This window comes from Pseudomonas sp. ANT_H4 (assembly GCF_008369295.1).
GTDB lineage: Bacteria > Pseudomonadota > Gammaproteobacteria > Pseudomonadales > Pseudomonadaceae > Aquipseudomonas.
Map to the genome: position 1 here is coordinate 143935 of NZ_VOBG01000001.1, position 24203 is coordinate 168137.

The window sequence follows — 24203 nt, forward strand, 5'->3', positions numbered from 1 at the left end:
CAGTATTAACCGGTGCCAGCAGAACTCATCCTGCCCACCAGATTGCAACCTTGTTTACCCTGGAGCCCTTATGAAATTTCTTGCACCGTTCGCCCTCTTGACCGTCGCAAGCTTCATGACCACCCCGTTGCTGGCGGCCGAAGAAGCACAGGAACTCACCGGCTGCGCCGCCAAGCGTCAGGCCCTCAGCGCCCAGGTCGAACAGGCCAAGGCCCACGGCAACAGCGAGCAGCAAGCCGGCCTGGAAAAAGCACTGAGCGAAGTCACCGCCCATTGCACCGACGCCGCCCTGAAAAAGGAGCGGGAAAACAAGGTGCTCGACGCCAAGCACGAAGTCAGCCGCCGCCAGGCCGACCTCGACAAGGCCATGAAGAAAGGTGATTCCGAGAGGATCAACAAGCGCAAAGACAAACTCGCCGAATCACGCAAAGAGTTGCAGGAAGCCTTGGACGAATTGGACAAGTAAGGCGCTTACCGCCCCCTTGCCCAGGCAGGCTCAATGATCACGAAACTGTTTATGGCAGGCGCTGCAGGCATCTTCGACTTTCTGCACCGCAGGCCCCAGGTTGCTGGCCTTGTAAGGCTGCACCTGGCTGGCGATCACCAAATCACCGGTGGCCGCTTCAAGGTTTCTGGCCATCTCCTGAAAACGGGCCTGTTTTTGCCAGACATCATCCTTGGCGCTGGTGTGGTCTTCTTCGCGCACGGTTGGGAAATGCTTCCAAGGCTCATGGGACAGACTGTCGAGCTTGACCGCGCCCTCGGCGAATTTCGCGCCGTCAAACGGTATGCGCCCACGCAGCATGCCGCCCAGGTCTTCGCTGGTCTTGAGCATCTGCTTGAAAATGGCCTTGCGCTGGCCCAACGGCGAATTCGGATCAACGCCGCCGCACGCAGACAGTGTCAGGCAGGCCAGCAATACAACGGTCAGTTTTTTAAGAATCATGGTGGCTCAGGGTCACGGGAAACGGCGGCCAGTATCCTCGCCCCGCTCGCAAAGACCAATAGCCCTATTAATAATACGGATTGCTTGAGCGCCAACAGGCTCGGGCAATCGCCTCAGGAATTGCTTGCATGAATGTTACATTGAAACCCTGGAGCCGCCGCCTCGCGTGGACTTTACCGATGATTGCGCTGCTCGCCGGCTGCAACGCCAGCAAGCAGGAGCCAGAAAAACCCCACGCAATTGCCACCTATGTCAGTGCCACCTGGGAAGCCTTGCCGACGGTTTCAGATAGCGATTTGCAGGCAGGATTCGAATCCTGGCGCAGCGCTTGCCAACGTCTCAAGAGCGATCCGATATGGGGCGCGACCTGCGCCTCGGCCGTCAGCGTTCCGGCAACTGCCGTCGCCATTCGCGGTTTTCTTAAAGAACACCTCGACGTCTATGGCTTGCGCTCGGCGGACAACACTCCGCACGGTTTGATCACCGGCTACTACGAACCGGTTTACCCAGGCAGCCTCTCCGAAACCAAAACGGCTCATGTGCCGGTGTTCGGTGTGCCGGACGACCTGATCATCGTCAACCTGGAAAGCATCTACCCGGAACTCAAGGGCAAACGCCTGCGCGGTCGCTTGGAAGGTCGCGTGCTCAAGCCTTATGACGACGCCAGCGCCATCAATCAACAAGGCTCTACTGCCAAGCCCATCGCCTGGCTAACCAACCCGATGGACCTGCAATTCCTGCAAATCCAGGGTTCGGGCCGCATCCAACTGGCCGACGGACGTCAACTGCGCGTGGGTTATGCTGATCAAAACGGCTTCCCATATCGCCCCATCGGCCGCTGGCTGGTGGAACAAGGCGAACTGAAGAAAGAAGACGTGACCATGGGCGCCATCAGCACCTGGGCCAAGGCCCATCCCGAGCGGATTTCGGAGCTCCTGGCGAGCAACCCCAGCTATGTTTTTTTCAGCACTCGCCCCGACAGTAACGAAGGCCCGCGCGGTTCTCTTAATGTGCCGTTGACCGCCGGCTACAGCGTGGCAGTGGATCGCAAGGTAATTCCGTTGGGCAGCCTGTTGTGGCTGTCGACGACACGTCCCGATGGCGCGCCGATCGTACGCCCGGTGGCTGCCCAGGACACTGGCGGCGCGATTACCGGTGAAGTGCGGGCCGACCTGTTCTGGGGTACCGGCGATGCGGCGGGTGAGTTGGCGGGCAATATGAAACAGCAGGGGCAGATCTGGATGCTGTGGCCCAAAGGCGCGGTGCTGCCAAAAGTGCCGGATGCGCCGACTGGGACCTAGCGATCATTGTGGCGAGCGGGCTTGCCCGCTCGCCACATAGAGCCGACCCACAGGCGAGCCTTATATCGATACAAAAAAGAAACTCGCAATCAACCCCACCCCCACAAACCACACCAGCGAACGCAGCATTGCCCAATCCGCCAGGTAGCAAATGATGTAGAGCAATCGGCTGGTAATAAACAACACCGCCAGCACGTTGATAGTCACCAATTCCGCGTTGCCAGCCAGGTGGGCAATGATCACCGCAGCAGCAAACGCCGGGGTCACTTCAAAGCTGTTGAGCTGCGCGCTGTGGGCGCGCTTGGCAAAACCCTCCAGGGTTTCCAGGAAGGCCCGAGGATCGTGGTTCTGACGGGGCCCGAACTTGCCACCGCTGAACTTGGCCACACCGATACACAGGTAAGGCAGAGCGATAGCGATCAACACACACCAGAAAGCGACTGTCATAACTCATTCCTTTGTTAGCGTTTTATTTAGAGTTTCATCACGAACATGCCGAACAACACCACCAGAATCACACTGACTTCCCGCAGCGCAACGGCCTCGGCAATCGAGCCCGATTGCATGGCCCAAAGCACCAGAGCGCGCTGATAAATTGCAGCATGAGTTGCTCATGCGGTATCTGTCTATTACTTAGGCAAACTGCTTTCACTGCGAATCTGCGCATGACTGATCAAGGCAAAAATAAAGCTGCCGCCGATGATGTTGCCGGCCAGGGTCGGCCCGGCAAACACCAGCCAGAAATCCTTCCACGGCAACTCGCCGGCAAACACCAGGTAAGACACTTCCGCCGAGCCAACGACGATGTGGGTGAAGTCCCCCAGGGACATCAGGTAAGTGATCAGGATAATGATCCAGATCTTGGCGCTTTCCATCGACGGAATCATCCACACCATGGTGGCGATCATCCAGCCGGAGACGATGCCCTTGGCAAACATCTGGCTGCTGTCGTTTTCCATGACCTTGCGCCCGATATCGAGGAAAGCCAGGTCAGTCTTGGCATCGAAGATCGGCAGATGCAACATCACGTACGCCACCAGCAAGGTGCCGCACAAGTTGCCCACCAGCACCACCGTCCATAAACGCAGCAGCCGCCCGGCGTTGGCCAGGGTCGGCTTGCTCATCACCGGCAGCACGGCGGTCAGGGTGTTTTCGGTAAACAATTGCTGGCGTGCCAGAATGACCGCCAGAAACCCCGCGCAGTAGCCGAAGCTGGCAATGACCTTGAACCCTTCACCGCCCGGCAGGCGCGAGTTGAGCAAGCCCATGGCCATCAGCGAGAGGCCCATGGTCAGGCCCGCAGCCAATGCTGACCACCAAAGTGCGGCAACGGTACGCTCCAGCTCCTGATCGCCCTGGGTACGGATGATTTCATGCAAAACCGCCGCACGAGGCGGTTGGTTCTTGTCCACGTCCTGCTGTTCTTCCTGCGACAGGTTGGGGGTCTTGCCGTCTTTTTGCGTGGCCATAGTGCTCCTCAATTCAAGGCGTGCCTGTAACTACGACACGCTGGATTCAGGGCTGTTCAGTGGCTGGATAACTTGACCGGCAGGCGCCAGGCCGGGGGCGGCGATAACTCCACCTTGATCCGGCCATCGGGGGCTCGCCATAGGATCATCTTGCGTTCGCCCGCGCCCTCTTCCACGGGCGCAGCCACACCTTCGGATTGCGCCGCAGAGGCCAGGGGGCTTGTGATGATCGGCGCCACAGTAGCGTGGCGTGGCACAGATTCGAGCAGTTTCATACGCGGACTATCCCTACAGGATGCAGTCCTGAATGACGAGAGAGCCTGGGAAATATCCATCCGGACTGATTTGACTAAAAATCAAACCGGCGCTGAGTTATTCGCTGATGCCGTCATCCTGAAACTGATCCTTTACGTACTTGATTTCGGTACGACCGTGGGGGGCCGGCAAACCGTCTTCACCCAGGTTGACGAAAACCATCTTTTCCACCGTCAGGATGCTCTTGCGCGTGATCTTGTTACGCACTTCACAGGTCAGGGTGATGGAGGTGCGACCAAACGCGGTGGCCGTGATGCCCAGTTCGATGATGTCGCCCTGGCGCGAGGCGCTGACAAAGTTGATTTCGGAGATGTACTTGGTCACCACCCGCTGGTTGCCCAACTGGACAATCGCGTAGATGGCAGCTTCTTCGTCGATCCAGCGCAGCAGGCTGCCACCGAACAGGGTGCCGTTGGGGTTGAGGTCTTCGGGTTTTACCCATTTGCGGGTGTGGAAGTTCATGGTCACTCCAAAGCGTCTTGCCAAATGATGGGCAACATCATGGCAGAGCAGCGCAGCAAGCTCTATGAACCATTGCCTATCAACCCCATGAGCGATCTTCATGCTGCCGACAGAAAGGCTTGGGAAGTCAGCCGCAGCCCGCTATAATCCCCACCGTTTCAAAACGGTCATCTTCAGTTGATACCGTTCTCCCGCCACCTGTCCGAGGGGCGCTGCAGCAGGCTCGACCTGTCAGGCTCGGATGGGGCGTTGTCTGGCCTGGTTGTCCTGGCCTGATACTAAACGCACAACGGCGCCCATTCGCACACTACGAATGGAGGCTCTTCATGAGCGCTGTAATCACGCCTGCAGATTTTAACGACTACAAAGTCGCCGACATGTCCCTCGCCGCCTGGGGCCGTCGCGAAACCTTTATCGCCGAATCCGAAATGCCAGCCCTGATGGGTCTGCGCCGAAAGTACGCCGCTGAGCAACCGCTCAAGGGCGCGAAGATTCTCGGCTGCATCCACATGACCATCCAGACTGCCGTGCTGATCGAAACCCTGGTTGCCCTGGGCGCCGAAGTACGCTGGTCGTCCTGCAACATTTTCTCGACTCAGGATCAGGCCGCTGCCGCTATCGCCGCTGCCGGCATTCCGGTTTTCGCCTGGAAAGGCGAGACCGAAGTAGAGTACGAGTGGTGCCTGGAGCAAACCATCCTTAAGGATGGCGCGCCATGGGATGCCAACATGATCCTCGATGACGGCGGCGACCTGACCGAGTTGCTGCACAAGAAATACCCGGCCATCCTCGACCGCGTCCACGGCGTGACCGAAGAAACCACCACCGGCGTACACCGCCTGCTGGACATGCTGGCCAAGGGCGAACTGAAAATCCCGGCCATCAACGTCAACGACTCGGTGACCAAGAGCAAGAACGACAACAAGTACGGCTGCCGTCACAGCCTGAACGACGCGATCAAGCGCGGCACTGACCACCTGCTGTCCGGCAAGCAAGCGCTGGTTATCGGCTACGGTGACGTGGGCAAGGGTTCGTCCCAGTCCCTGCGTCAGGAAGGCATGATCGTCAAGGTTTCCGAAGTTGACCCTATCTGCGCCATGCAAGCCTGCATGGACGGTTTCGAGCTGGTTTCGCCGTTCATCGACGGCATCAACACCGGGACCGAAGCAAGCATCGATAAAGCCCTGCTGGGCAAGATCGACCTGATCGTTACCACCACCGGCAACGTCAATGTTTGCGACTCGAACATGCTCAAGGCCCTGAAGAAGCGTGCCGTGGTCTGCAACATCGGTCACTTCGACAACGAGATCGACACCGCTTTCATGCGCAAGAACTGGGCATGGGAAGAAGTGAAGCCGCAGGTGCACAAGGTTCACCGCACAGGCGCAGCTGGCTTCGATCCACAGAACGACGACTACCTGATCCTGCTGGCCGAAGGCCGTCTGGTGAACCTGGGCAACGCCACCGGCCACCCAAGCCGCATCATGGACGGTTCGTTCGCCAACCAGGTACTAGCGCAAATCCTCCTGTTCGGCCAGAAGTACGCCGACCTGTCGCCTGCCCAGAAGGCCGAGCGCTTGACCGTAGAAGTACTGCCGAAGAAACTCGACGAAGAAGTGGCCCTGGAAATGGTCCGCGGCTTCGGCGGCGTGGTGACTCAACTGACCAAGACCCAGGCCGACTATATCGGCGTGACCGTTGAAGGTCCGTTCAAGCCGCACGCATATCGCTACTAAGTAACCGGCGCCACCTGCTCTACCTGTAGGAGCGAGCTTGCTCGCGAAAAGCCCAAAGGCACCGCGCATATCCTGTTTACACGCGTTATCGTTGCGGTTCTTCGCGAGCAAGCTCGCTCCTACAGTACAGATGGATGCACAGTCGGTTTTCGAGTTCCCAAGGGTATTACCATGTCCCAAGACCGTCGCTACAGCTTCGAGTTCTTCCCCACCAAGACCGATGCTGGGCATGAAAAACTGCTCGCCACTGCCCGTCAGTTGGCCAGCTATAACCCCGATTTCTTCTCCTGCACCTACGGTGCCGGCGGTTCCACCCGTGATCGCACGATCAACACCGTGCTGCAGCTGGAAAGCGAAGTCAAAGTACCGGCCGCCCCGCATTTGTCCTGCGTTGGCGACAGCAAGGCCGACCTGCATAGCCTGCTGACACAATACAAAAGTGCGGGCATCAAGCGCATCGTCGCTCTGCGCGGCGACTTACCGTCCGGCATGGGCATGGCCAGCGGCGAGCTGCGCTACGCCAATGACCTGGTGAGTTTCATCCGCGAAGAGACCGGTGATCACTTCCACATCGAAGTGGCTGCTTACCCGGAAATGCACCCCCAGGCGCGCAACTTCGAAGACGATCTGCGCAACTTCGTGCGCAAGGCCAATGCCGGTGCCGACAGTGCGATCACCCAGTACTTCTTCAACGCCGACAGCTATTTCTACTTCGTCGAGCGTGTACGGGCGTTGGGTGTGAACATTCCAATCGTCCCGGGCATCATGCCAATCACCAACTACAGCAAACTGGCGCGGTTCTCTGACGCCTGCGGCGCGGAAATCCCCCGCTTCATTCGCAAACAACTGGAATCCTATGGCGATGACGTCAAAAGCATCCAGGCGTTCGGCGAGCAGGTCATCAGCGAAATGTGTGAACGTTTGTTGCAAGGTGGCGCGCCAGGGTTGCACTTCTATACCCTGAACCAGGCTGAACCAAGCTTGGCCGTCTGGAACAACCTCAAGCTACCTCGCTAAGGTTCGTTTCAAAGTGCCCTGGCCCTCTTAATACGAGGGCCTTTGCCGTTTTAAATGCCCACGAAAACCTGCAGTCCATGAATACAGCCGCCCCGACTCCGCGCCCGCAACTGGTTTACCTGATATTTGGCTCCGAGACTTACCATCAGGAAGCGGTATTCAGCATCGCCAGCGCCCTGGACGATACGCGCCAGGTCTCCGCTCACCTGCAGCGCTTGATGTACAAGCTGATCACCCTGGTGCTGCCCAAGCATCAGCAGCAGTTCATCCGGGAAATCCTCTACGGCTGCTACGAACACCCCAACGAATTCGACCAGGCCTGTGGCCCGGTTTGGTGGGACAAGGCGCGGCAGAATCAGGAAGAACGCCAAGGCCGTCCTATTGATGCCAGCCTTCTGGAGCACTGGTTCGCCAACCCCGTTGTGCGCCTGATCCTCGACGAGCGCCGCGAAGCCATTTACGAACACCTGATGAAGTCTTCGCCAAAATAAAAATTCAGTATCAGCACCCGCAGATACCTGTTCCAGAGCTTCTATTTAAGCGGAGACAGTCGTAACCTCAGGTATGCCAGCCATTTTCCAGTTGTTGACAGCTGTTCTTCTCACTTGCCTGAGCCTGACCGCCCGAGGCGAGAAACTGCGTATTGTCACCGAACCCTGGGCGCCCTATGTGTACGAGGAAAACGGCAGCATGCGCGGCCTCGACTACGAGACCACGGTAATTGTCTTTCAGCGCCTGGGGATTGATGTGCAATGGCAGTTCCTACCCTGGAAGCGTTGCCTGGCCATGCTCGACCAGGGCCAGGCCGACGGCGCGCTGGACATTTTCCACAGCAACGAACGGGACAATGTGCTGCTGTACCCCAGTGAACCGCTGTCCCGAGTGGAGTTCGTAATGTTCTATGCCAACGAGCGCCCTCACCCGTTCCAGACCCTTGATGACCTGCGCGGCCTGACCATCGGCACTTCGCCGGGCTACCTTTACGGCGCTGAATTCAGCGAATCCACCCTCTTCAACCGCGAACCGGCCCCCAGCCATGAAGCCAACTTCGGCAAATTGGCCCGTGGACGGATCGACTTGCTGATCACCGATCGCCGAGTCGGCCAGCATGCACTCAAGGAATTGGGCCTTGAAGACCAGATCACCCAGGCGCCGAACGTGATCAGCAGCCAACAGCAATTTCTCGCCGTGCGCCGTGGCGCGGGGATGGACTTGCTGGTCCAGCGCTTCGGCGCCGAGCTCAAGCGCTTCAAGCAAGAGCCTGCCTACGCGGCCTTGAGCGCCAAATACGCAGGCGCCAGCGCTGAAACGACCTCATTGCTGCTTCCAGCGCCACCCCCCGGACAAAACCGTTGAGCAGCAGGAAAGCAGCGCATACTGATTGCTCTGTTATACTCCGGCCTTTCCGCCAGGCTTACGCCCGGACGCTTGGGTCTATAAAAGACACCCCGATGCAGCTACTGCGCAGCTTTGCAGCCCGCGCGAGCCGTCGAAGTGCCTGCCAGCCCCAGCAGGACCGGACGGGATTGCGTTCATCTAAACGCCATTCGCGCCAGGCAAGACTATCCCTCTGGGCCAAGCCCTAACTAAAACAGGATTACTCATGTCCTTTGCTTCCCTCGGTCTCTCCGAGGCTTTAGTCCGTGCCATCGAGGCAGCGGGCTATACCGAGCCTACTCCGGTGCAACAGCGGGCCATTCCCGCCGTGTTGCAAGGTCGCGACCTAATGGTTGCGGCACAGACAGGTACTGGTAAAACCGGCGGCTTCGCCCTTCCGATTCTGGAACGGCTGTTTCCCAATGGTCACCCGGACAAATCCCAGCGTCACGGCCCGCGCCAACCGCGCGTATTGGTCCTGACCCCTACCCGCGAACTCGCAGCCCAAGTGCACGAGAGCTTCAAGCTCTATGCCCGCGACTTGAAGTTCGTCAGCGCCTGCATCTTCGGCGGCGTCGGCATGAACCCACAGGTTCAGGCCATGGCCCGTGGTGTCGACGTACTGGTTGCCTGCCCAGGTCGCTTGCTCGACCTGTGCGGCCAAGGCAGCGTCGACCTGTCCCACGTGGAAATCCTCGTGCTGGACGAAGCCGACCGCATGCTCGACATGGGCTTTGTCCATGACGTGAAGAAAGTCCTCGCCCGCCTGCCAGCCAAACGCCAGAACCTGCTGTTCTCGGCGACCTTCTCCAATGACATCACGTCCTTGGCCGGCAAGCTGCTGCACAACCCCGAGCGCATCGAAGTCACGCCGCCGAACACCACCGTCGAGCGTATCGAGCAACGGGTGTTCCGCCTGGCCGCAAGCCACAAGCGTGCGCTGCTGGCCCACTTGATCACCGCCGGCGCCTGGGAACAGGTCCTGGTGTTCACCCGCACCAAGCACGGCGCCAACCGCCTGGCCGAGTACCTGGACAAGCACGGCCTCACCTCCGTCGCCATCCACGGCAACAAGAGCCAGAACGCACGGACCAAAGCCCTGGCCGACTTCAAGGCCGGTGAAGTGCGCATCCTGGTGGCCACCGACATCGCCGCGCGCGGCCTGGACATCGATCAGTTGCCCCACGTGGTCAACTTCGAGCTGCCAAACGTCGACGAAGACTATGTGCACCGTATCGGCCGTACCGGCCGTGCCGGTCGTTCGGGCGAGGCCATTTCCCTGGTCGCGCCGGACGAAGAAAAGCTGCTCAAAAGCATCGAACGCATGACCAAGCAGAAAATTGCCGACGGCAACCTGATGGGCTTCGATGCCAGTGCAGTGGAAGCCGAGAAGCCGGAAGTGCGCGAGCGTCCGGACGTGCGCAACCCACGCAACAACCCACGCGGTCCGAAGGGCGATGGCCCGAACGGCGGCGGTGGCGGCGGTGGTCGCAAGGACAAGGGCAAGGACAAGGGCGCCAAGGAAAAACCTGCAGCCAGCAGCCGCGGCGAACGTCCAGCCCGCGAGCAGAAGCCTCGTGAAAGCACCCCGGCCCGCGAACAGCGCCAGCCGAGCCAACCACCACGTGCTGCCGCTGACCGCGCCCCGGACGAGTTCCTCGACGACGACGTGGATAACTTCGGTAACCGCGCTGACTACGTGCCCCAGGCCAAACCAGCCCAGGGCCGTGGTCGTCGTCCAGGTGCTCCGGCACAGGGTGCAGGCACAGGAACTGGTGCTCCACGCACCGGCCAGCCGCAGGGTCGCCAGAGCACTCCGCGCAGCAGCAACGGCGCAACCACTGGCACCCCGCCAGCCAAGCGCAACGGCCCACGCAACGGTGCTCCCCGTGACGGTCAGGCCCGTCGCGAAGAGGCGCCACGCAACCGCCGGCCAGCTCGTGACGAGCAGCCACAGTCGTCGGAACCGGCTGTGCAAAACCCGCGTGGCGGCCCTGCGCCGAAGATCATCCACAAGGAGTCGAAAAGCGATCGCTCCCTGACACCTGAGCAGCTGGATCAACTGCCAGGCCGTCCTCGTGGTGAAAAACCAGCGCTGCTGACCCGCAACCGCTGAGTTTTCAGCTGTAAAAAAGCGCCCCGACTGGTTCGGGGCGTTTTTGTATCTGGCACTTTTCTTATTAATCGACAGCCGTACCAACCTTATGAAAAAGCTTGGCAAAAATAGTCCAGCGACCGTCCACTTTCATCAGGTTCAAGTAATCCACCATGATGTTATCGAACAGGCGCAGGCGAACCTTGACCATGGCCATTTCCGGTGACATCACATCAATCATCAGCACTTCGTCCAATCGCGCAAACCCACCTTCCTGCGGCGACTTACGGCCCTGGACCATGGCGCGATACTCAGCGAAAGGGCGCACGGTCACTTGCCCATCCTGAGCGGCATACAGCACACAACCCGGATGAAAAACCTGATCGAACGTGTTTAAGTCTTGGGTTTGCAACACATCAAAGTACTCTTTCAACATGCTTTGAATTTCATGACTAACCATACTGGGTCCCCTGATGATTTAACTGTGTGCCATTTCAATAAGTAACATGCAGCCAATTATCAGCAAGGCACCGGACTCGGGTATAGCGGCTATTATTCGTCCTTTATGTGAACGGAATTCACCTATTGAAACTGCCTCCCCTCGCTGCCTTGCGTGCTTTCGAAGCACTCGCCCGATTGGGCAAGGTGAACCTGGCAGCGCTGGAGTTGCATGTCACCCACAGCGCCGTCAGCCATCAAATCCGCTCCCTGGTGGAATACCTCGACGTGGCGCTGGTCGCGCGCTGGGCGTTCATTGGTGTTGACCGATGAAGTCCAGATCTACGCCTATCAAATCCGCCAAGCGCTGGGAGAGATTGCTGGGGTCACCGAAAAGTTTCTGGCGAAGACCAAGCATCCACAACTGACGCTGTCGGTCCTGCCCTCGTATGGCCTTTTTTGGCTATTGCCCAGGCTCAAAGGCTTCATGTGCGCCCACCCCGACTTGCACCTCAAGCTGGCCTCCACCATGGAGTTCGTCAGTTTTGAGCAGGGGCTGGTAGATTGCGCAATCCGCTTCGGCCACGGCCAATGGCCCGACGTGCATTGCGAACCCCTGATGGCGGACTCATTGCTGGTGGTCGCCGCTGCAAACTTCAACGGCGGCGCGCTGCCAATCACCCCGCAGGCCGTACTGGAACAGCCGCTGCTACATGCCAGTGAAAGCTGGCCAGTCTGGCTCAGCGCGGCTGGAATCGAGGGGCAACGCCCTCCCGCCACACTAGAGTTCACCGACTCCACGCTACTGCTTGAGGCCGTCAGGCTGGGATACGGCATTGCGCTGAGACCCGACGTTCGATTGCCCATTCCCTGATAGAGCGCGGGGAGTTGGTCAAACTGACGGATATCGAACCCGTGCATTCATCACGCTACTTTCTGGTCTGGCCCAACGGCAGCAAACGTTCGGCGCAAATATCATCACTGCTTAAGTGGCTCAAAGAGCAGGTCGTGCAGTATCAGGGCAGCCTATAAGCTTACAACTGACAGACAGCAAAACGCCGACCCTGAGGTCGGCGCTTAGGGTTGACGCAGCAAAAATTACTTCGCTTTGACACCTTCAAACGTGATGTACAACTCGACCGCGTCGGAGGACGGGCCCAGATCCTTCTGCTTGCCGAAATCAGAGCGCTTGATGCTGGTGGTACCTTCGAAGCCAGCACGGTATCCGCCCCATGGATCCTTGCCTTCACCCAGGAAAGTAGCCTTGACCACGATCGGCTTGGTCACACCCAGCAAAGTCAGGTCGCCGGCGACATCAGCCGTGTCTTTACCATCAGCATTTTTGCCGGTGGACTTGACGCTGGTGGAGACGAACTTGGCGTCGGCGAACTTGCCAACGTTCAGGAAGTCGGCACTGGCGATGTGCTTGTCACGTTCAGCGTGGTTAGTGAACAGGCTGGCAGTGCGAACATTAAATTCGATCTTGCTGTCTTCAGGCTTCGCAGCGTCGAAGCTGAACTTGCCATCGATATCCTTGAAGGTACCGGTGATGTAGCTGTAGCCCAAGTGGCTGATCTTGAAATCGACGAAGGCGTGCTGGCCTTCCTTGTCGACCACATAATCAGCCGCCATCACCTGACCGGCAGACAGCAAAGCAGAACCGATTGCCAGAGCAGCGAGAGTCTTTTTCAACATGCTTTATATTCCTTGTGAGTCGAGGTTGAACATCAGGCTTTGCGCCCCAGCATACGAACCAGGGTCGCATCACGATCAATAAAGTGGTGTTTCAGTGCAGCCACACCATGCAGGCCAGCGAACACAACCAGTACCCAGGCCAGGTAAAAATGCACCAAGCCGGCTACGTCTGCCTGGTCCGGTAAACCGGAAACCAGCGCAGGAATTTCAAACAGGCCAAACACCGGAATCCCGACACCGTCTGCGGTGGAAATCAGGTAACCGGCAATCATCACGGCAAACAGCCCGAGATAAAGGAAGGCATGACCAAACCTGGCACCCAAGCGGGTCAAGCGGCTGTAGCTGGCCAGTGACGGCGGCGGGGGGCTGATAAAGCGCCACATCACCCGCAACAGCATGATGGCGAACAACGTGATGCCGATGCTCTTGTGCAGGTCCGGCGCGTCTTTGCGCCACATGCTGTAGTAGTCAAGACCGACCATCCACAGCCCAAGAGCGAACAGACCGAACACCACCAAGGCCACGCCCCAGTGGATAACAATACTGACCCAGCCGTAGCGGGCCGATGAATTTCGTAGTTGCATTACCCAAATCCCGTAAGAGCTGCGCCCAAGACTAGCGTTTTACCTATCGAATTAAAGCGGAAAATTTCGCTTTGAAATATCGAGAAATATGATGTTAAGCGTAGGAACAATAAATTAACCGGGGATTAAGGATTATTCAGAAGAAACGTGACAGACCGTCCTGCTACAGGCACCAATTCGATTTTCAAAGCACGCAATGGGTTGTGACACTGCCCGGCATTGCATAGGCTTGCGCGATTGTTTCGCCCGCGCACGTCGCGAGCCGCTTCGAGGAGACTGAAGATGGGATTGAATAACCAGTGGATGCAACGCGATCTTGCGGTGCTGTGGCATCCCTGCACCCAGATGAAAGACCATCAGCAACTTCCGCTGATTCCCATCAAGCGCGGTGAAGGCGTGTGGCTGGAAGACTTCGAAGGCAAGCGCTACCTGGACGCCGTCAGTTCCTGGTGGGTCAACGTGTTCGGCCACGCCAACCCACGCATCAACCAGCGCATCAAGGATCAGGTGGATCAGCTGGAGCATGTGATCCTCGCCGGTTTCAGCCACCAGCCAGTGATCGAGCTGTCCGAGCGCCTGGTGAAGATGACGCCCGAAGGCCTGACCCGTTGCTTCTACGCCGACAATGGTTCGTCGTGCATAGAAGTCGCGCTGAAGATGAGCTTTCACTACTGGCTCAACCGTGGCCAGCCTGCCAAGAAGCGCTTCGTCACCCTGACCAACAGTTACCACGGTGAAACCATCGCGGCGATGTCGGTGGGCGATGTGCCGCTGTTCACCGAAACCTACAAGGCCCTGCTGCTGGACACCATCAAGGTGCCGAGCCCGGACTGCTACCTGCGCCCCGAGGGCATGAGCTGGGAAGAACACTCACGCAACATGTTCCTGGCCATGGAACAAACCCTGGCCGAGAACCATGACAGCGTCGCCGCCGTGATCGTCGAACCGCTGATCCAGGGCGCCGGTGGCATGCGCATGTACCACCCGGTGTACCTCCAGTTGCTGCGCGACGCTTGCGACCGCTACGGCGTACACCTGATCCACGACGAAATTGCCGTCGGCTTCGGACGCACCGGCACTATGTTCGCCTGTGAACAGGCCGGCATCCGCCCGGACTTCCTCTGCCTGTCCAAGGCCCTGACCGGCGGTTATTTGCCGCTGGCGGCCGTGGTCACTACAGAGGATGTCTACAGCGCCTTCTACGACGACTACCCGACTCTGCGTGCCTTCCTGCATTCCCACAGCTACACCGGCAATCCTCTGGCGTGTGCGGCGGCGCTGGCGACCCTGGATATTTTCGAAGAAGACAACGTCATCGAGAACAACAAGGCCCTGGCCCAGCGCATGACCACGGCCACCGCGCACCTGGTGGATCATCCCCACGTCTCGGAAGTGCGTCAGACCGGCATGGTCCTGGCCATCGAGATGGTCCAGGACAAGGCCACCAAGACCGCCTACCCGTGGCAGGAACGCCGTGGGCTCAAGGTCTTCGAACATGCTCTTGAGCGCGGTGCGTTGCTGCGCCCGTTAGGCAGCGTGGTGTATTTCTTGCCGCCTTATGTGATTACCCCGGAGCAGATCGACTTCCTCGCAGAAGTGGCCAGTGAAGGCATTGATATTGCCACCAACAGTAAAGTCAGCGTGGCAGTGCCCAAGGACTTTCACCCAGGGTTTCGTGATCCAGGCTGATTGCCCACCCCCTTGTTGATCGCTCCCACGCTCCGCGTCTGCCCTGCACACTATTTCCAGAGAACAGAAATGAGACTGTCCCGCTTTTTTATCGACGCCCCCCTGAGCATTGGCGACCACGAGTTGCCCGAAGCCCAGGCGCATTACATCAGCCGCGTGTTGCGCATGAACGAAAGCGATCCCGTGCAGTTGTTCGACGGCTCCGGCCAGGAGTTTCTCGGCACGTTGCTGGAAGTCGGTAAAAAACGCGTGGTGGTGCAACTGACCGAAGCCTTCGCCGGGCAGGTCGAATCACCGTTACAGATCCACCTCGGCCAGGGCTTGTCCCGTGGCGAACGGATGGACTGGGCGATCCAGAAAGCCACTGAGCTGGGGGTCAACGAAATCACCCCTATTTTCAGCGAGCGCTGCGAAGTACGCCTCAAGGACGAACGGGCCGACAAGCGCCTTCAGCACTGGCGCCAAGTGGCGAGCAGTGCGTGCGAGCAGTGCGGTCGTTCGCGGGTGCCGGTGATTCATCCACCGCTGTTGCTGGCGGATTGGCTGAAGCAGACCGAGGCGGACTTGAAACTGGTCTTGCACCCGGTGGCCGAACCATTGGTCAGCCATGCCAAGCCTGCAAGCCTGGCGTTTCTGATCGGGCCAGAGGGCGGTTTGACCGATGGGGAAGTGGACACCGCGCAGAATGCCGGATTCCACTCGGCGCGACTGGGGCCGCGAGTGCTGCGCACCGAAACAGCGCCAGTCGTGGCGCTGGCGGTGGCCCAGCAGCTGTGGGGCGATTTCTAAACCAACGCAACTCACCCCATGAAAACCCAATCAAATGTGGAAGCTGGCTTGCCTGCTCCCACATTTTGATCGGGCTACCACTCCATCACTCCACCGGATCACTCACCGGCTTGGCAATAATCGCCTTCAACTCGCTGGTCATCGGAAACTCCAGGTTCAAGCCCTTGGGCGGGATCGGCTGTTCAAACCAGCGCTGGTAAATCCCGTTGATCTCCCCCGAGCTGTACAGACCCGCCAACGTCTCGTTGACCACCGCGAGAAACTGCGGATCGTCCTTGCGCACCATGCAGCTGTAGATTTCCCGCGACTGCTCCTCACCCACCACTACCCACTTATGGGGGTCCTTGGCCTTGGCGCGCTCGCCGTAGAGCAAGGCGTCGTCCATGTAGAACGCCACTGCCCGGCCCGACTGCAGCATCTGGAACGCTTCGCCGTGGTCCTTGGCGCTGATCACCGACATGTTCAGCTTGTGGTCGGCGTTATAGCTCTTGATAAAGCGCTCGTTGGTGGTTCCCGCGGTGGTCACTACGTTCTTGCCTTTGAGGTCAGCGAAGCTGTTGATGCCGCTGTCCCTGGAGGTCAGCAACTGACCCTTCACGTAGATAAAGCCGTAGGAAAACGCCACCTGTTTCTGCCGCTCGGCAGTCACGCCGGTAGAGCCACACTCCAGGTCCACAGTGCCGTTCTGCACCAGCGCGATGCGGGTCTGGGACGTCACCAGGTTGTACTTAACATTGAGTTTGGGCACACCGGTTTTCTGTTGAATGCGCTCGACAATCTTGCTCGCCAGATCCACCGAGTAGCCCATGGGTTTACCGGTGTGATCACCGACGTAGGAAAACGGCACCGAGGCATCGCGATAACCCAGGGTGATGCTCTTGGCGTTGGCGATCTTGCTCAACGTGCCTTGCAAGGGTGCTTCAGTGGCGTGGGCCTGAGCCCCAAGCAACAGCCCCAGGGTGCAGCCGATCAACGTGATTTTTTGCATTGTTATTCTCCGTTGGTTTTCTTGTTATGCAGATCGTTAAGGGCGGCGAGCAGCGATGACGCTGATCTCTACCAGCACGTCAGGACGTGCCAGCTCCGCTTGCAGGGTGGTGCGGGTTGGCGCCTGGCCGGGCGACAGCCAGGCTGACCAGACGTCATTCATCGGCGCAAAACCGTCCTGGATATTCTTCAGGTAAATGGTTGCGTTGAGTAGATGATCCTTGTCGCTGCCAGCGTCGCGCAGCAGCGCATCTATCTTGGCCAGGACTTCCTGGGTTTGCGTCGTCACATCCTGGCCCTCGCCGGGCACCTGGCCGGACAAAAACACCAGGCCCTGAAAGGTCACTGCGCCGGACAGACGGCTGTTGCTGTTGATTCGGGTGATGCTCATCGGTGCATCCTCAGGCGGCGCGGGGAGCGAGGCCCTGCATATCAATGGAAGTCGTGTGTTGGCCGATCAATTCGGCGAGCAATTGGCCGCTGCCACAGGCCAGGGTAAACCCCAGGGCACCATGGCCGAGGTTAAGCCACAGGTTGCGATAGGCACTGGCGCCGATCAGCGGCACGCCGCTGGGCGTGGCCGGACGCATACCGGCCCATTCGATGGCCTGTGCGTAATCACCGGCCAGCGGGAACGTTTCACAGGCCTGGCGCTTGATCAGCGCCAGACGCTTGGGTTCAATACGGGTGTCGAAGCCTACGATATCCACCATCGCCGCCACCCGCAGTTGCTCGCCGATACGGGCGTAGACGATCTTACGGTCGTAATCGGTGATGCTGATATTCGGCGCTTGATGCTGTTCGCCAATCGGCACGCTCAGGCTGTAGCCCTTGAGTGGATACAGCGGCAACGACACGCCAGGCAGAGCCAGCTCGGGGCTGCGATGACCCGCCGCCAGCACCAGGTGTTCGACCGCCAGCACCTCGCCGCCCATCTCGATCGCCTGCACGGCGCCATCCGCGTGACGAATGCCGGTGACTTTACGGCCCAGCATGAACGTGCAACGCCCCGAAGCTTGAAGGCGCGCTGCCAGTTGCTGGCAGAAGCCATGACAGTCCGCCACTTCTTCGTTGGGCGTGTAGATCCCACCAACAAAATCCCCAGCGCCCAGGGTCGGCTCCAGCCGCGCACAATCAGCCGCCGACAACACTTGTTGTTGCAGGCGATCAGTCACTTTGCCCCGCGCATGCTCAAACGTATTGTGGCTGCGAAACGTCACCAGCTTGCCGTTGCGCCGCCAGTCGAAGCCGTCCAGGCCGTCTTCGTCACGCCACTGCTGCAAGGTGCTCTGACTCAAAGACGCCAGGCGTAACAAATGCCCGGCATTGCGCTTGTTGACCGAGGCGCGACAGGCGCCGAGAAAGGACGCCATCCAGCGCCATTGCGCTGGGTCCAGGCGCGGGCGCAGCTTCAATGGCGAGTCACCACGCAGCATCCAGCCGATGGCTTGCAGTGGCACCCCGGCATCCGCCAGGGGGGCGACGTAGCGATAGGACAGTTGGCCGCCGTTGGCAAAGCTGGTTTCGCTGCCAAGGGTTTCCTGTGCTTCGACCACCGTCACGTCCATGCCGGCGCGCACCAGGGCGTAAGCACTCGCCAGGCCGATGACCCCACCGCCAATGATGCAAACCTGCTGAGCCATATCAGTCCTTAGCCGTTGATTGTCAGAGCTGAAGGTTAGGGCCAGGTGACAGACGCCGGACAATGAATAAAGATGGGGCACCCATAAACAAAGGTTATGGATCTTCCATGCGCTTACGCCATATCGAAATCTTCCAGGCGATCCGCCAGACCGGCTCCGTCAGCGCCGCCGCGCAGTTGCTGCACGTCTCGCAACCGGCGGTGAGCAAAGTGTTGCAGCACGCCGAGTTGCAACTGGGCTTCCCGCTGTTTTTGCGCATACGCGGCAAACTGCTGCCCACGCCCGAGGCGCTGGCCCTTGAGCGGGAAGTCGACAAGGTCACCGAAAGCCTGCAAGGCGTGCGGCGCCTGGCGCAGAACCTGCGCCGCGAGCCGGGTCAAAGCCTGCGCATCGGCGCCACACCAGCCCTGGCGTTATCGCTGCTGCCGCCGGCCATTCGCGAGTGGACTCAGCGCTACCCGGACATCGCCTGCGAACTGTCCAGCGCCCACAGCCGCGAGCTGGTGCAGAACCTGTTGATGCGCGAGATGGATGTGGCGCTGACGCTCAAGTCCCCCGATCACCCAGGGTTGAAGGCCCAGGCGTTGGCCCATGGCGTGCTGGTCGCCCTGGCGCCGCGAGGTTACTGGCCCGAGGCAGAACATGGGAAACCCTTGCCACTGATGGCGTTGGCCGATGCGCCGTTGATTGGCCTGTCCAGCGCCGACCCATTGTCGGCGAAACTCGACAGTTACCTGGAAGCCGTCGACCCGCCACCGCGTGTAAGCATCGCAGTGCAGACTTACTCCCTGGCCAGGGCCATGGTCGAGTCCGGTGCAGGGCTGGCGGTGATTGATCCGTTTACGGCCCTGGGTGCGTCAACGTCCACCACCTGCATCCGTCCGCTGGCACCACCACTGCCGATCACCTTGTATGCCCTGACCCGCGCCGATGAACCGCCGCCACATATGCTGGCGAGCCTACTGGAGATTTTCAGCAACCGGGCCCAGGAACAACTCGACCGCCTGTAGGAGCGTCACAGTACATAGCGCATGATTGCCACGAAATGCAGCAAACTCCCGCCAATCACGAACAAATGCCAGATCCCATGGGAGTGCCGCAGACGGTGCTCCAGAGCAAAGAAAATAATACCCACGGTGTACAACACCCCGCCCGACGCCAGCCAGATAAACCCCGCCGTGCCCAACGCCGCAATCAGCGGTTTGACCGCCACCAGCACAATCCAGCCCATCACCGCATAGATCACGATCGACAGAATCCGCGCCTCCGAGCGTGGTTTGATCTCTTGCAGGATGCCAATCACTGCCAGCCCCCAGACAATCCCGAACAGCGTCCAGCCCCACGGCCCGCGCAGGGTCACCAGGCAAAACGGCGTGTAGCTGCCGGCGATCAGCAGGTAGATCGAAAAGTGATCGACCTTCTGCATGATCTCTTTTTTGCGCCCACGCACGCTGTGATAAACCGTTGACGCGCTGTACAGCACCAACAGCGTGAAACCATAAATCGCCACGCTGACAATCTTCCAGGGGCTGCCATCGAGACTTGCAACCACCAACATCCACACCGCGCCAACAAAGGCCGCGACCGCCCCAAGCAAATGGCTCCAGGCGTTAAATCGTTCCCCGTGATACATGTGTCACTGACCTCCAATAGCCTGTGTTGCCAACAAGGCTCATGCCTGGCGAGTGATAGTGCAAGGCCGTTCTGACGTCCGCGCCTCAAGCTGCGCTACATGCCTGGGAGCGCGCATGTTTTAGGGGCACAATCGAGCGCATTCGAACAAGAGTCACGGCCATGCTGATCGACGAAGAACTCACCCTCAAAAAACTGGAAATCTTCCTGGCGTTCATGCGCACCGGCAACCTGGCCCGGGCCGCGGCCGAGTTGCAGACCAGCAACGTTAGCGTGCACCGGGCGATCCACTCCCTGGAAAACGCCCTGCGCTGCCCGCTGTTCAAGCATGAAGGTCGCAACCTCACACCGCTGGAAAGCGCCTATGTGCTGGAGGAACGCGCACAAAAGCTGATCCAGGACGTGGTCGACAGCGTACGCCTGACCCGCGAAGCCGCCGGGTTCTCCGCCGAGCGTTTCAAGCTGGGTTCCCTGTATTCCCTGACGGTGAAGACCGTGCCGCAGCTGATCATGGGCCTGAAAATCCGCCGCAGCGAGCTGAATATCGACCTGATCCTGGGCTCCAATTTCGACCTGCTGTACAAGCTCAAGAACATGGAAGTGGACGCGATCCTGATCTCCCTGGACGACAACGCCTGCGACTCGGACTGTGAGCAAATCGCGTTGTTTTCCGATGACATATTCCTCGCCACGCCTGCCGATTCGCCCTTGGACCGCGAACAGGAAATCGACCTGGCCGATGTGCGCGACGCCACCTTCATCACCCTGACCCAAGGCTTCGCCACTCACCAGGATGGCAATCGGGTGTTCAAGCAGGCTGGCTTCGAGCCCAAGGTGGCGATGCAGGTCAACGACATCTTCACGCTGCTGAGCATGGTCAGTTCAGGGGTGGGGTATGCGCTACTGCCGGGGAGGATTGCGGCGGTGTATGAGAATCGGGTGAAGCTGATTCCGTTGCAGCCGCGCTATCGGTTACAGCAGCGCATCGGCGTGATGTTCTTGAAGGCCAAGGAACGCGACCCGAACTTGCTAGCGCTGCTGGCAGAGTGTCGGATGTATGCCAATCGGCAGACCTGACACCCCACGGGCCGTTGTGGCGAGCGGGCTTATTGTGGCGAGCGGGCTTGCCCGCGTTGGAGTGCGGAGCACTCCCTGGCCGGTCGCTATGATTTATCAGAAAGACCGCAGTGATTGGTTTTAGGGCCGCTTCGCGGCCCAACGCGGGCAAGCCCGCTCGCCACAACAAGGGGGTTTTCCACAACAAGTCGCGCTCATATCACAGCAGTCAGGGCTTTAGCCCACCAACCCGCGCATGATCAGAAACAGCAACGACGGCCCCAGCAAACACCCCAGCGCCGTATAAAAAGCCGCTGTCAGGCAACCGTAAGGCACCAGCTTCGGATCGGTCGCCGCCAACCCGCCGGCCACACCGCTGGAGGTGCCCATCAACCCGCCGAAGATCACCGCGCTACGCGGACTGTTAAGGCCAATCAGGGGAGCTACGAACGGCGTCATCACCATCACCAGAATGGCCTTGATCAACCCAGCGGCAATGGACAACGCCATAACCTCGGAACTGGCACCAATCGCCGCACCGGTCACCGGCCCAACGATATAGGTCACGGCGCCAGCACCGATGGTGGTCAGGCTTACTGCATCGGTGTACCCAAACGCCATGGCCACCCCCACCCCGGCGATAAACGATGAGCCAACGCCGACAAACAGCGCCAACACACCGACGTACCCTGCCCGCTTGAGTTCATCGACACTGACGCCAAACGCCGTGGCGACGATGGCAAAGTCCCGCAGCATCGCCCCGCCCAGCAGGCCGATGCCCGACAGCAACGGGATATCCACCACGCCTTTTGAGCCACCAGTAAAGGCACCGCCGACATAGGACAGGACTAACCCCAGCAAAATGGCGATGGCCGAGCCATGCAGACGGCCCTTGGTGAAGGTGTCGGAGATCCAGTAGGAGACCCACATCGTCAGGCCAATCACCGCAAAACCGCTGATCAGGCCGTAGCCGCTGATCACTTTCATCATGGATTCATACATGGCAATCACCCAGCTTCTTTGGTGGGGACAACGGCACTCGGCTCACGGTTTCCGATGCGCACCAGCACCGGTACCAGGGCAAAGGCCACGACCACGGCAGCGGTTCCGGCAAGAATGGCCATGGGGCCGCCACTGATGGCTCCGTAGACGTTTTGCTGGGCAGCCATGGCCACCACAATCGGAATATAAACCGCCGCCCAGAAGCTCACGCCCTGTTCCGACTTGCCGGTAAACAAGCCGCGCTTGCCCAGATAGCTGCCCAGGCCGATCAACAGCAACATGGCAATCCCCACCCCGCCGACGTTGGCCGGGATGCCCATCCATTTCCCCAGCAGCTCGCCGACAAACAGGCCCGCCAGGGTACACAGCGCCAAAAACGCCACACCGTAAATAATCATGCTGGTTGTCCTCAAAGTGCTTCATCGAAATTGTTGTTTTTGTGCTTCGAAAGCCTCGGGTGCTGCTTTATTGGTGGCGGCGGCCCTCCTCTCGCAACAGGGCCTGCAAGGTGTCCAGACGAGCACCTTCGAAGGCGATCACCGTGCCTTGCTCAAACACTCGCCGCGCCAGGCCGCTGAGCACCGCGCCCGGGGGCAACTCGATCTGCAGGCGTACGCCGCGCTCGTAGGCGCTTTGCACGGTGCCGCGCCAGTCGACGATGCGGCACATGTTGAAAGCCAGGTCGTCGCGCAGGTGTTCGATATCGCGGATCGGCCGGGCACGGGTGCTGCTCAGATAAGTGATGGTTGGGGCTTTCAACGTAACGCTGGCAAATGCCTCGGCCAGGGCGTGGGCCGGTTTTTCCAGCAGCGGGCAATGGGACGGCACGCTGACGGCCAGGCGCTTGGCGACACCCGTGCCTCGTAGCAGTGCCGCGACCGCCTTCATTGCATCATCGCTGCCGGCGATCACGGTTTGATTGTCGGCGTTGATATTGGCCAGGTAGACCGGTGTTTGTGGGCTGTGGACTTGAACGAGGAGTGCTTCGACGGCGGGTAATTGCAGGCCGATGATCGCGGTCATTCCATAGCCCTGTGGATAAGCCTGTTGCATCAACTCACCGCGCAGGCTGACCAGTTTCAACGCGTCGCTAAACGCCAGGGAGCCCGCAATCACCGCTGCCGGGTAGGCGCCGATGGACAGACCCCCGACGTAGTCCGGTGTTTGCTCAAGCATCCGCGCACTGGCGACGCCTGCGATCAACAGGCATAGCTGGACCGCGCGAGTCGAAGACAGCGCCTGGGCCGAATCAAGATTGCGCACCTCTTCGCCCAAGGCGTCGCTCGCCTGCTGCAGCACCACTGCGGGCAAATGCTGGAGCATGCCCGGACGCTGGGCGCCCTGCCCTGGGAACACCAAAAGGCTGCTCATGCCACTGTCTGCCAGGGATCAAGGACCAGATGCGCACCGCTGGCGCTTTTCAACAACACGCGCCGCGACGGACCGGCCCACTCACGCAAGGCGACCGCTCCTTGCGGTGCTTGCAACTGCAGGTCTACCGGGCACACAGCGGTATCCAGTAACGCCAATAGTTCACGGGCGGCATTGCGCTCCAAGGGTTGCGGCATGCGCAGAATCAGGTCCAGATCACTGCGTGCATGCAGCGCTTCAACACTGCTGGCCAATTCAAACCCGGCACTGCCGCTGACGCCCCAATCCAGCCCGAGCTGTTCCAGCAATGGCCGCAGTTGATCGAGCGCCTGCAACGCCGGTAAGTCACGTGGCGACTGCACGCTGCGCAATTGCTCCGGACTTGTCCGGCGCTGAATAGCAGACACCGGCATGACCGCACCATAACGCTGTTCTCGCAACGGCCCGCGCACGCCCACCGACACCTGACCTACAGCGGTCATGGCGCGGCGCACCACCACGGGGTGCCCAGCGCTCAGCGTATCCAACACCCACGACGGCGCATCGACAGCAAGGTGCTCTGGCATCATCCCCCAGAGCAAGTCATGGGGCAGCACACC

Annotated in this window: 28 protein-coding genes, 3 pseudogenes and 1 riboswitch; of the genes and pseudogenes, 14 read left to right on the forward strand and 17 right to left on the reverse strand. The window is 59.6% G+C overall.

Annotation, left to right across the window (positions count from 1 at the left end):
* Positions 1-70: 70 nt before the first annotated feature.
* A complete protein-coding gene (locus tag FQ182_RS00645) occupies positions 71-466 on the forward strand; it encodes a DUF1090 domain-containing protein (protein ID WP_149414438.1) in 396 nt (131 codons plus the stop codon).
* A gap of 30 nt (positions 467-496) precedes the next feature.
* Here the strand turns inward: FQ182_RS00645 and FQ182_RS00650 are convergent, their stop codons facing one another.
* Positions 497-946 (reverse strand): cytochrome c, encoded by a 450-nt coding sequence (locus FQ182_RS00650; protein ID WP_149414437.1) that lies wholly within the window; start codon positions 944-946, stop codon positions 497-499.
* A gap of 128 nt (positions 947-1074) precedes the next feature.
* Here FQ182_RS00650 and FQ182_RS00655 point away from each other — a divergent pair, with 128 nt between their 5' ends.
* Positions 1075-2247: a murein transglycosylase A gene (locus FQ182_RS00655; protein WP_149414436.1), complete on the forward strand. Its 1173-nt coding sequence runs from the start codon at positions 1075-1077 to the stop codon at positions 2245-2247.
* Positions 2248-2307: 60 nt separating this feature from the next.
* Here FQ182_RS00655 and FQ182_RS00660 read toward each other — a convergent pair whose 3' ends face one another.
* The 5 genes and pseudogenes from FQ182_RS00660 to FQ182_RS00680 form a co-directional block, all read right to left on the reverse strand.
* Entirely contained in the window at positions 2308-2694 is a 387-nt protein-coding gene (locus tag FQ182_RS00660; RefSeq protein WP_149414435.1) for an MAPEG family protein, read from the reverse strand.
* Positions 2695-2738: 44 nt separating this feature from the next.
* Positions 2739-2828, reverse strand: a pseudogene (locus FQ182_RS00665) (EamA family transporter); the annotation flags it as partial.
* A 48-nt stretch (positions 2829-2876) separates the two neighbouring features.
* A complete protein-coding gene (locus tag FQ182_RS00670; RefSeq protein WP_149414434.1) occupies positions 2877-3716 on the reverse strand; it encodes a formate/nitrite transporter family protein in 840 nt (279 codons plus the stop codon).
* A gap of 56 nt (positions 3717-3772) precedes the next feature.
* On the reverse strand, positions 3773-3991 hold the full coding sequence (locus FQ182_RS00675) for a hypothetical protein (protein ID WP_149414433.1): 219 nt from the start codon (positions 3989-3991) through the stop codon (positions 3773-3775).
* Positions 3992-4088: 97 nt separating this feature from the next.
* On the reverse strand, positions 4089-4493 hold the full coding sequence (locus tag FQ182_RS00680; RefSeq protein ID WP_149414432.1) for an acyl-CoA thioesterase: 405 nt from the start codon (positions 4491-4493) through the stop codon (positions 4089-4091).
* A gap of 24 nt (positions 4494-4517) precedes the next feature.
* Between FQ182_RS00680 and FQ182_RS30125 the strand changes: the two genes are divergently transcribed.
* The 6 genes and pseudogenes from FQ182_RS30125 (at position 4518) to FQ182_RS00705 (ending at position 10739) form a co-directional block, all read left to right on the forward strand.
* Positions 4518-4640 carry a hypothetical protein gene (locus tag FQ182_RS30125; protein WP_256666342.1) on the forward strand — a complete coding sequence of 41 codons (123 nt, stop codon included), beginning with the start codon at positions 4518-4520 and terminating at the stop codon, positions 4638-4640.
* Between the two features lie 51 nt (positions 4641-4691).
* Positions 4692-4798: riboswitch (S-adenosyl-L-homocysteine riboswitch) on the forward strand.
* Positions 4799-4819: 21 nt separating this feature from the next.
* Positions 4820-6229: an adenosylhomocysteinase gene (locus FQ182_RS00685; RefSeq protein ID WP_149414431.1), complete on the forward strand. Its 1410-nt coding sequence runs from the start codon at positions 4820-4822 to the stop codon at positions 6227-6229.
* Between the two features lie 171 nt (positions 6230-6400).
* A complete protein-coding gene (gene metF / locus FQ182_RS00690; protein ID WP_149414430.1) occupies positions 6401-7246 on the forward strand; it encodes a methylenetetrahydrofolate reductase [NAD(P)H] in 846 nt (281 codons plus the stop codon).
* Positions 7247-7413: 167 nt separating this feature from the next.
* Positions 7414-7737 (forward strand): annotated as a pseudogene (locus FQ182_RS00695) (hypothetical protein); the annotation flags it as partial.
* Positions 7738-7810: 73 nt separating this feature from the next.
* Positions 7811-8627 (forward strand): annotated as a pseudogene (locus FQ182_RS00700) (substrate-binding periplasmic protein).
* Between the two features lie 222 nt (positions 8628-8849).
* A complete protein-coding gene (locus FQ182_RS00705) occupies positions 8850-10739 on the forward strand; it encodes a DEAD/DEAH box helicase (RefSeq protein WP_149414428.1) in 1890 nt (629 codons plus the stop codon).
* 64 nt (positions 10740-10803) lie between these two features.
* Here the strand turns inward: FQ182_RS00705 and FQ182_RS00710 are convergent, their stop codons facing one another.
* Positions 10804-11178 (reverse strand): nuclear transport factor 2 family protein, encoded by a 375-nt coding sequence (locus FQ182_RS00710; protein WP_149414427.1) that lies wholly within the window; start codon positions 11176-11178, stop codon positions 10804-10806.
* Positions 11179-11303: 125 nt separating this feature from the next.
* On the opposite strand from FQ182_RS00710, the gene FQ182_RS30645 reads away from it, so the two are divergent.
* Both FQ182_RS30645 and FQ182_RS00715 read left to right on the forward strand, forming a co-directional pair.
* Complete coding sequence (locus FQ182_RS30645) at positions 11304-11489, forward strand: LysR family transcriptional regulator (RefSeq protein WP_306108719.1); 186 nt, start codon at positions 11304-11306, stop codon at positions 11487-11489.
* Positions 11476-12030, forward strand: coding sequence for a LysR substrate-binding domain-containing protein (locus tag FQ182_RS00715; RefSeq protein WP_306108720.1), 555 nt, complete (start codon positions 11476-11478; stop codon positions 12028-12030). The genes FQ182_RS30645 and FQ182_RS00715 overlap by 14 nt, the downstream gene beginning before the upstream one ends.
* Positions 12031-12254: 224 nt before the next feature.
* On the opposite strand, the gene FQ182_RS00720 is transcribed toward FQ182_RS00715, so the two are convergent.
* Complete coding sequence (locus FQ182_RS00720) at positions 12255-12851, reverse strand: YceI family protein (protein ID WP_149414426.1); 597 nt, start codon at positions 12849-12851, stop codon at positions 12255-12257.
* Positions 12852-12883: 32 nt separating this feature from the next.
* Entirely contained in the window at positions 12884-13435 is a 552-nt protein-coding gene (locus tag FQ182_RS00725) for a cytochrome b (RefSeq protein WP_149414425.1), read from the reverse strand.
* A gap of 282 nt (positions 13436-13717) precedes the next feature.
* Here FQ182_RS00725 and FQ182_RS00730 point away from each other — a divergent pair, with 282 nt between their 5' ends.
* On the forward strand, positions 13718-15124 hold the full coding sequence (locus FQ182_RS00730; protein WP_149414424.1) for an adenosylmethionine--8-amino-7-oxononanoate transaminase: 1407 nt from the start codon (positions 13718-13720) through the stop codon (positions 15122-15124).
* A gap of 69 nt (positions 15125-15193) precedes the next feature.
* Positions 15194-15913: a 16S rRNA (uracil(1498)-N(3))-methyltransferase gene (locus tag FQ182_RS00735; protein WP_149414423.1), complete on the forward strand. Its 720-nt coding sequence runs from the start codon at positions 15194-15196 to the stop codon at positions 15911-15913.
* An 85-nt stretch (positions 15914-15998) separates the two neighbouring features.
* On the opposite strand, the gene FQ182_RS00740 is transcribed toward FQ182_RS00735, so the two are convergent.
* From FQ182_RS00740 to FQ182_RS00750, 3 genes are read right to left on the reverse strand one after another with little or no spacing between them, the layout of a single operon-like run.
* On the reverse strand, positions 15999-16901 hold the full coding sequence (locus FQ182_RS00740; RefSeq protein WP_149414422.1) for a transporter substrate-binding domain-containing protein: 903 nt from the start codon (positions 16899-16901) through the stop codon (positions 15999-16001).
* A gap of 36 nt (positions 16902-16937) precedes the next feature.
* On the reverse strand, positions 16938-17291 hold the full coding sequence (locus tag FQ182_RS00745; protein WP_149414421.1) for a RidA family protein: 354 nt from the start codon (positions 17289-17291) through the stop codon (positions 16938-16940).
* A 10-nt stretch (positions 17292-17301) separates the two neighbouring features.
* The gene (locus FQ182_RS00750; RefSeq protein WP_178114372.1) at positions 17302-18588 is read right to left on the reverse strand and encodes a D-amino acid dehydrogenase; all 1287 of its coding nucleotides are present in this window, start codon (positions 18586-18588) and stop codon (positions 17302-17304) included.
* Between the two features lie 62 nt (positions 18589-18650).
* Here FQ182_RS00750 and FQ182_RS00755 point away from each other — a divergent pair, with 62 nt between their 5' ends.
* Positions 18651-19553, forward strand: coding sequence for a LysR family transcriptional regulator (locus FQ182_RS00755; RefSeq protein WP_149414420.1), 903 nt, complete (start codon positions 18651-18653; stop codon positions 19551-19553).
* Positions 19554-19558: 5 nt separating this feature from the next.
* Here FQ182_RS00755 and FQ182_RS00760 read toward each other — a convergent pair whose 3' ends face one another.
* The gene (locus tag FQ182_RS00760; RefSeq protein WP_149414419.1) at positions 19559-20176 is read right to left on the reverse strand and encodes a hemolysin III family protein; all 618 of its coding nucleotides are present in this window, start codon (positions 20174-20176) and stop codon (positions 19559-19561) included.
* Between the two features lie 161 nt (positions 20177-20337).
* Here FQ182_RS00760 and FQ182_RS00765 point away from each other — a divergent pair, with 161 nt between their 5' ends.
* A complete protein-coding gene (locus tag FQ182_RS00765) occupies positions 20338-21252 on the forward strand; it encodes a LysR substrate-binding domain-containing protein (protein ID WP_149414418.1) in 915 nt (304 codons plus the stop codon).
* 216 nt (positions 21253-21468) lie between these two features.
* Here the strand turns inward: FQ182_RS00765 and madM are convergent, their stop codons facing one another.
* The 4 genes from madM to FQ182_RS00785 form a co-directional block, all read right to left on the reverse strand.
* The gene (gene madM, locus FQ182_RS00770; protein WP_149412186.1) at positions 21469-22233 is read right to left on the reverse strand and encodes a malonate transporter subunit MadM; all 765 of its coding nucleotides are present in this window, start codon (positions 22231-22233) and stop codon (positions 21469-21471) included.
* 5 nt (positions 22234-22238) lie between these two features.
* The gene (gene madL, locus FQ182_RS00775) at positions 22239-22631 is read right to left on the reverse strand and encodes a malonate transporter subunit MadL (protein ID WP_149412187.1); all 393 of its coding nucleotides are present in this window, start codon (positions 22629-22631) and stop codon (positions 22239-22241) included.
* 67 nt (positions 22632-22698) lie between these two features.
* Positions 22699-23604, reverse strand: a complete 906-nt coding sequence (mdcH, locus tag FQ182_RS00780; protein WP_149412188.1) for a malonate decarboxylase subunit epsilon — start codon at positions 23602-23604, stop codon at positions 22699-22701.
* Positions 23601-24200 (reverse strand): malonate decarboxylase holo-ACP synthase, encoded by a 600-nt coding sequence (locus FQ182_RS00785; RefSeq protein WP_149412350.1) that lies wholly within the window; start codon positions 24198-24200, stop codon positions 23601-23603. The genes mdcH and FQ182_RS00785 overlap by 4 nt, the downstream gene beginning before the upstream one ends.
* Between the last annotated feature and the right edge of the window lie 3 nt (positions 24201-24203).

Bases quoted from the DNA above. Each gene is read 5' to 3' on its own strand.
- FQ182_RS00730 (WP_149414424.1), top strand. From the start codon at position 13,718: ATGGGATTGAATAACCAGTGGATGCAACGCGATCTTGCGGTGCTGTGG.
- FQ182_RS00685 (WP_149414431.1), top strand. From the start codon at position 4,820: ATGAGCGCTGTAATCACGCCTGCAGATTTTAACGACTACAAAGTCGCC.
- mdcH (WP_149412188.1), bottom strand. From the start codon at position 23,604: ATGAGCAGCCTTTTGGTGTTCCCAGGGCAGGGCGCCCAGCGTCCGGGC.
- FQ182_RS00735 (WP_149414423.1), top strand. From the start codon at position 15,194: ATGAGACTGTCCCGCTTTTTTATCGACGCCCCCCTGAGCATTGGCGAC.
- FQ182_RS00705 (WP_149414428.1), top strand. From the start codon at position 8,850: ATGTCCTTTGCTTCCCTCGGTCTCTCCGAGGCTTTAGTCCGTGCCATC.
- FQ182_RS00660 (WP_149414435.1), bottom strand. From the start codon at position 2,694: ATGACAGTCGCTTTCTGGTGTGTGTTGATCGCTATCGCTCTGCCTTAC.
- FQ182_RS00740 (WP_149414422.1), bottom strand. From the start codon at position 16,901: ATGCAAAAAATCACGTTGATCGGCTGCACCCTGGGGCTGTTGCTTGGG.
- FQ182_RS00680 (WP_149414432.1), bottom strand. From the start codon at position 4,493: ATGAACTTCCACACCCGCAAATGGGTAAAACCCGAAGACCTCAACCCC.
- madL (WP_149412187.1), bottom strand. From the start codon at position 22,631: ATGATTATTTACGGTGTGGCGTTTTTGGCGCTGTGTACCCTGGCGGGC.
- FQ182_RS00670 (WP_149414434.1), bottom strand. From the start codon at position 3,716: ATGGCCACGCAAAAAGACGGCAAGACCCCCAACCTGTCGCAGGAAGAA.
- FQ182_RS00745 (WP_149414421.1), bottom strand. From the start codon at position 17,291: ATGAGCATCACCCGAATCAACAGCAACAGCCGTCTGTCCGGCGCAGTG.
- FQ182_RS00710 (WP_149414427.1), bottom strand. From the start codon at position 11,178: ATGGTTAGTCATGAAATTCAAAGCATGTTGAAAGAGTACTTTGATGTG.
- FQ182_RS00650 (WP_149414437.1), bottom strand. From the start codon at position 946: ATGATTCTTAAAAAACTGACCGTTGTATTGCTGGCCTGCCTGACACTG.
- metF (WP_149414430.1), top strand. From the start codon at position 6,401: ATGTCCCAAGACCGTCGCTACAGCTTCGAGTTCTTCCCCACCAAGACC.
- FQ182_RS00725 (WP_149414425.1), bottom strand. From the start codon at position 13,435: ATGCAACTACGAAATTCATCGGCCCGCTACGGCTGGGTCAGTATTGTT.
- FQ182_RS00720 (WP_149414426.1), bottom strand. From the start codon at position 12,851: ATGTTGAAAAAGACTCTCGCTGCTCTGGCAATCGGTTCTGCTTTGCTG.
- madM (WP_149412186.1), bottom strand. From the start codon at position 22,233: ATGTATGAATCCATGATGAAAGTGATCAGCGGCTACGGCCTGATCAGC.
- FQ182_RS00755 (WP_149414420.1), top strand. From the start codon at position 18,651: ATGCGCTTACGCCATATCGAAATCTTCCAGGCGATCCGCCAGACCGGC.
- FQ182_RS00675 (WP_149414433.1), bottom strand. From the start codon at position 3,991: ATGAAACTGCTCGAATCTGTGCCACGCCACGCTACTGTGGCGCCGATC.
- FQ182_RS00655 (WP_149414436.1), top strand. From the start codon at position 1,075: ATGAATGTTACATTGAAACCCTGGAGCCGCCGCCTCGCGTGGACTTTA.
- FQ182_RS00765 (WP_149414418.1), top strand. From the start codon at position 20,338: ATGCTGATCGACGAAGAACTCACCCTCAAAAAACTGGAAATCTTCCTG.
- FQ182_RS30125 (WP_256666342.1), top strand. From the start codon at position 4,518: ATGATGGGCAACATCATGGCAGAGCAGCGCAGCAAGCTCTATGAACCA.
- FQ182_RS00645 (WP_149414438.1), top strand. From the start codon at position 71: ATGAAATTTCTTGCACCGTTCGCCCTCTTGACCGTCGCAAGCTTCATG.
- FQ182_RS00760 (WP_149414419.1), bottom strand. From the start codon at position 20,176: ATGTATCACGGGGAACGATTTAACGCCTGGAGCCATTTGCTTGGGGCG.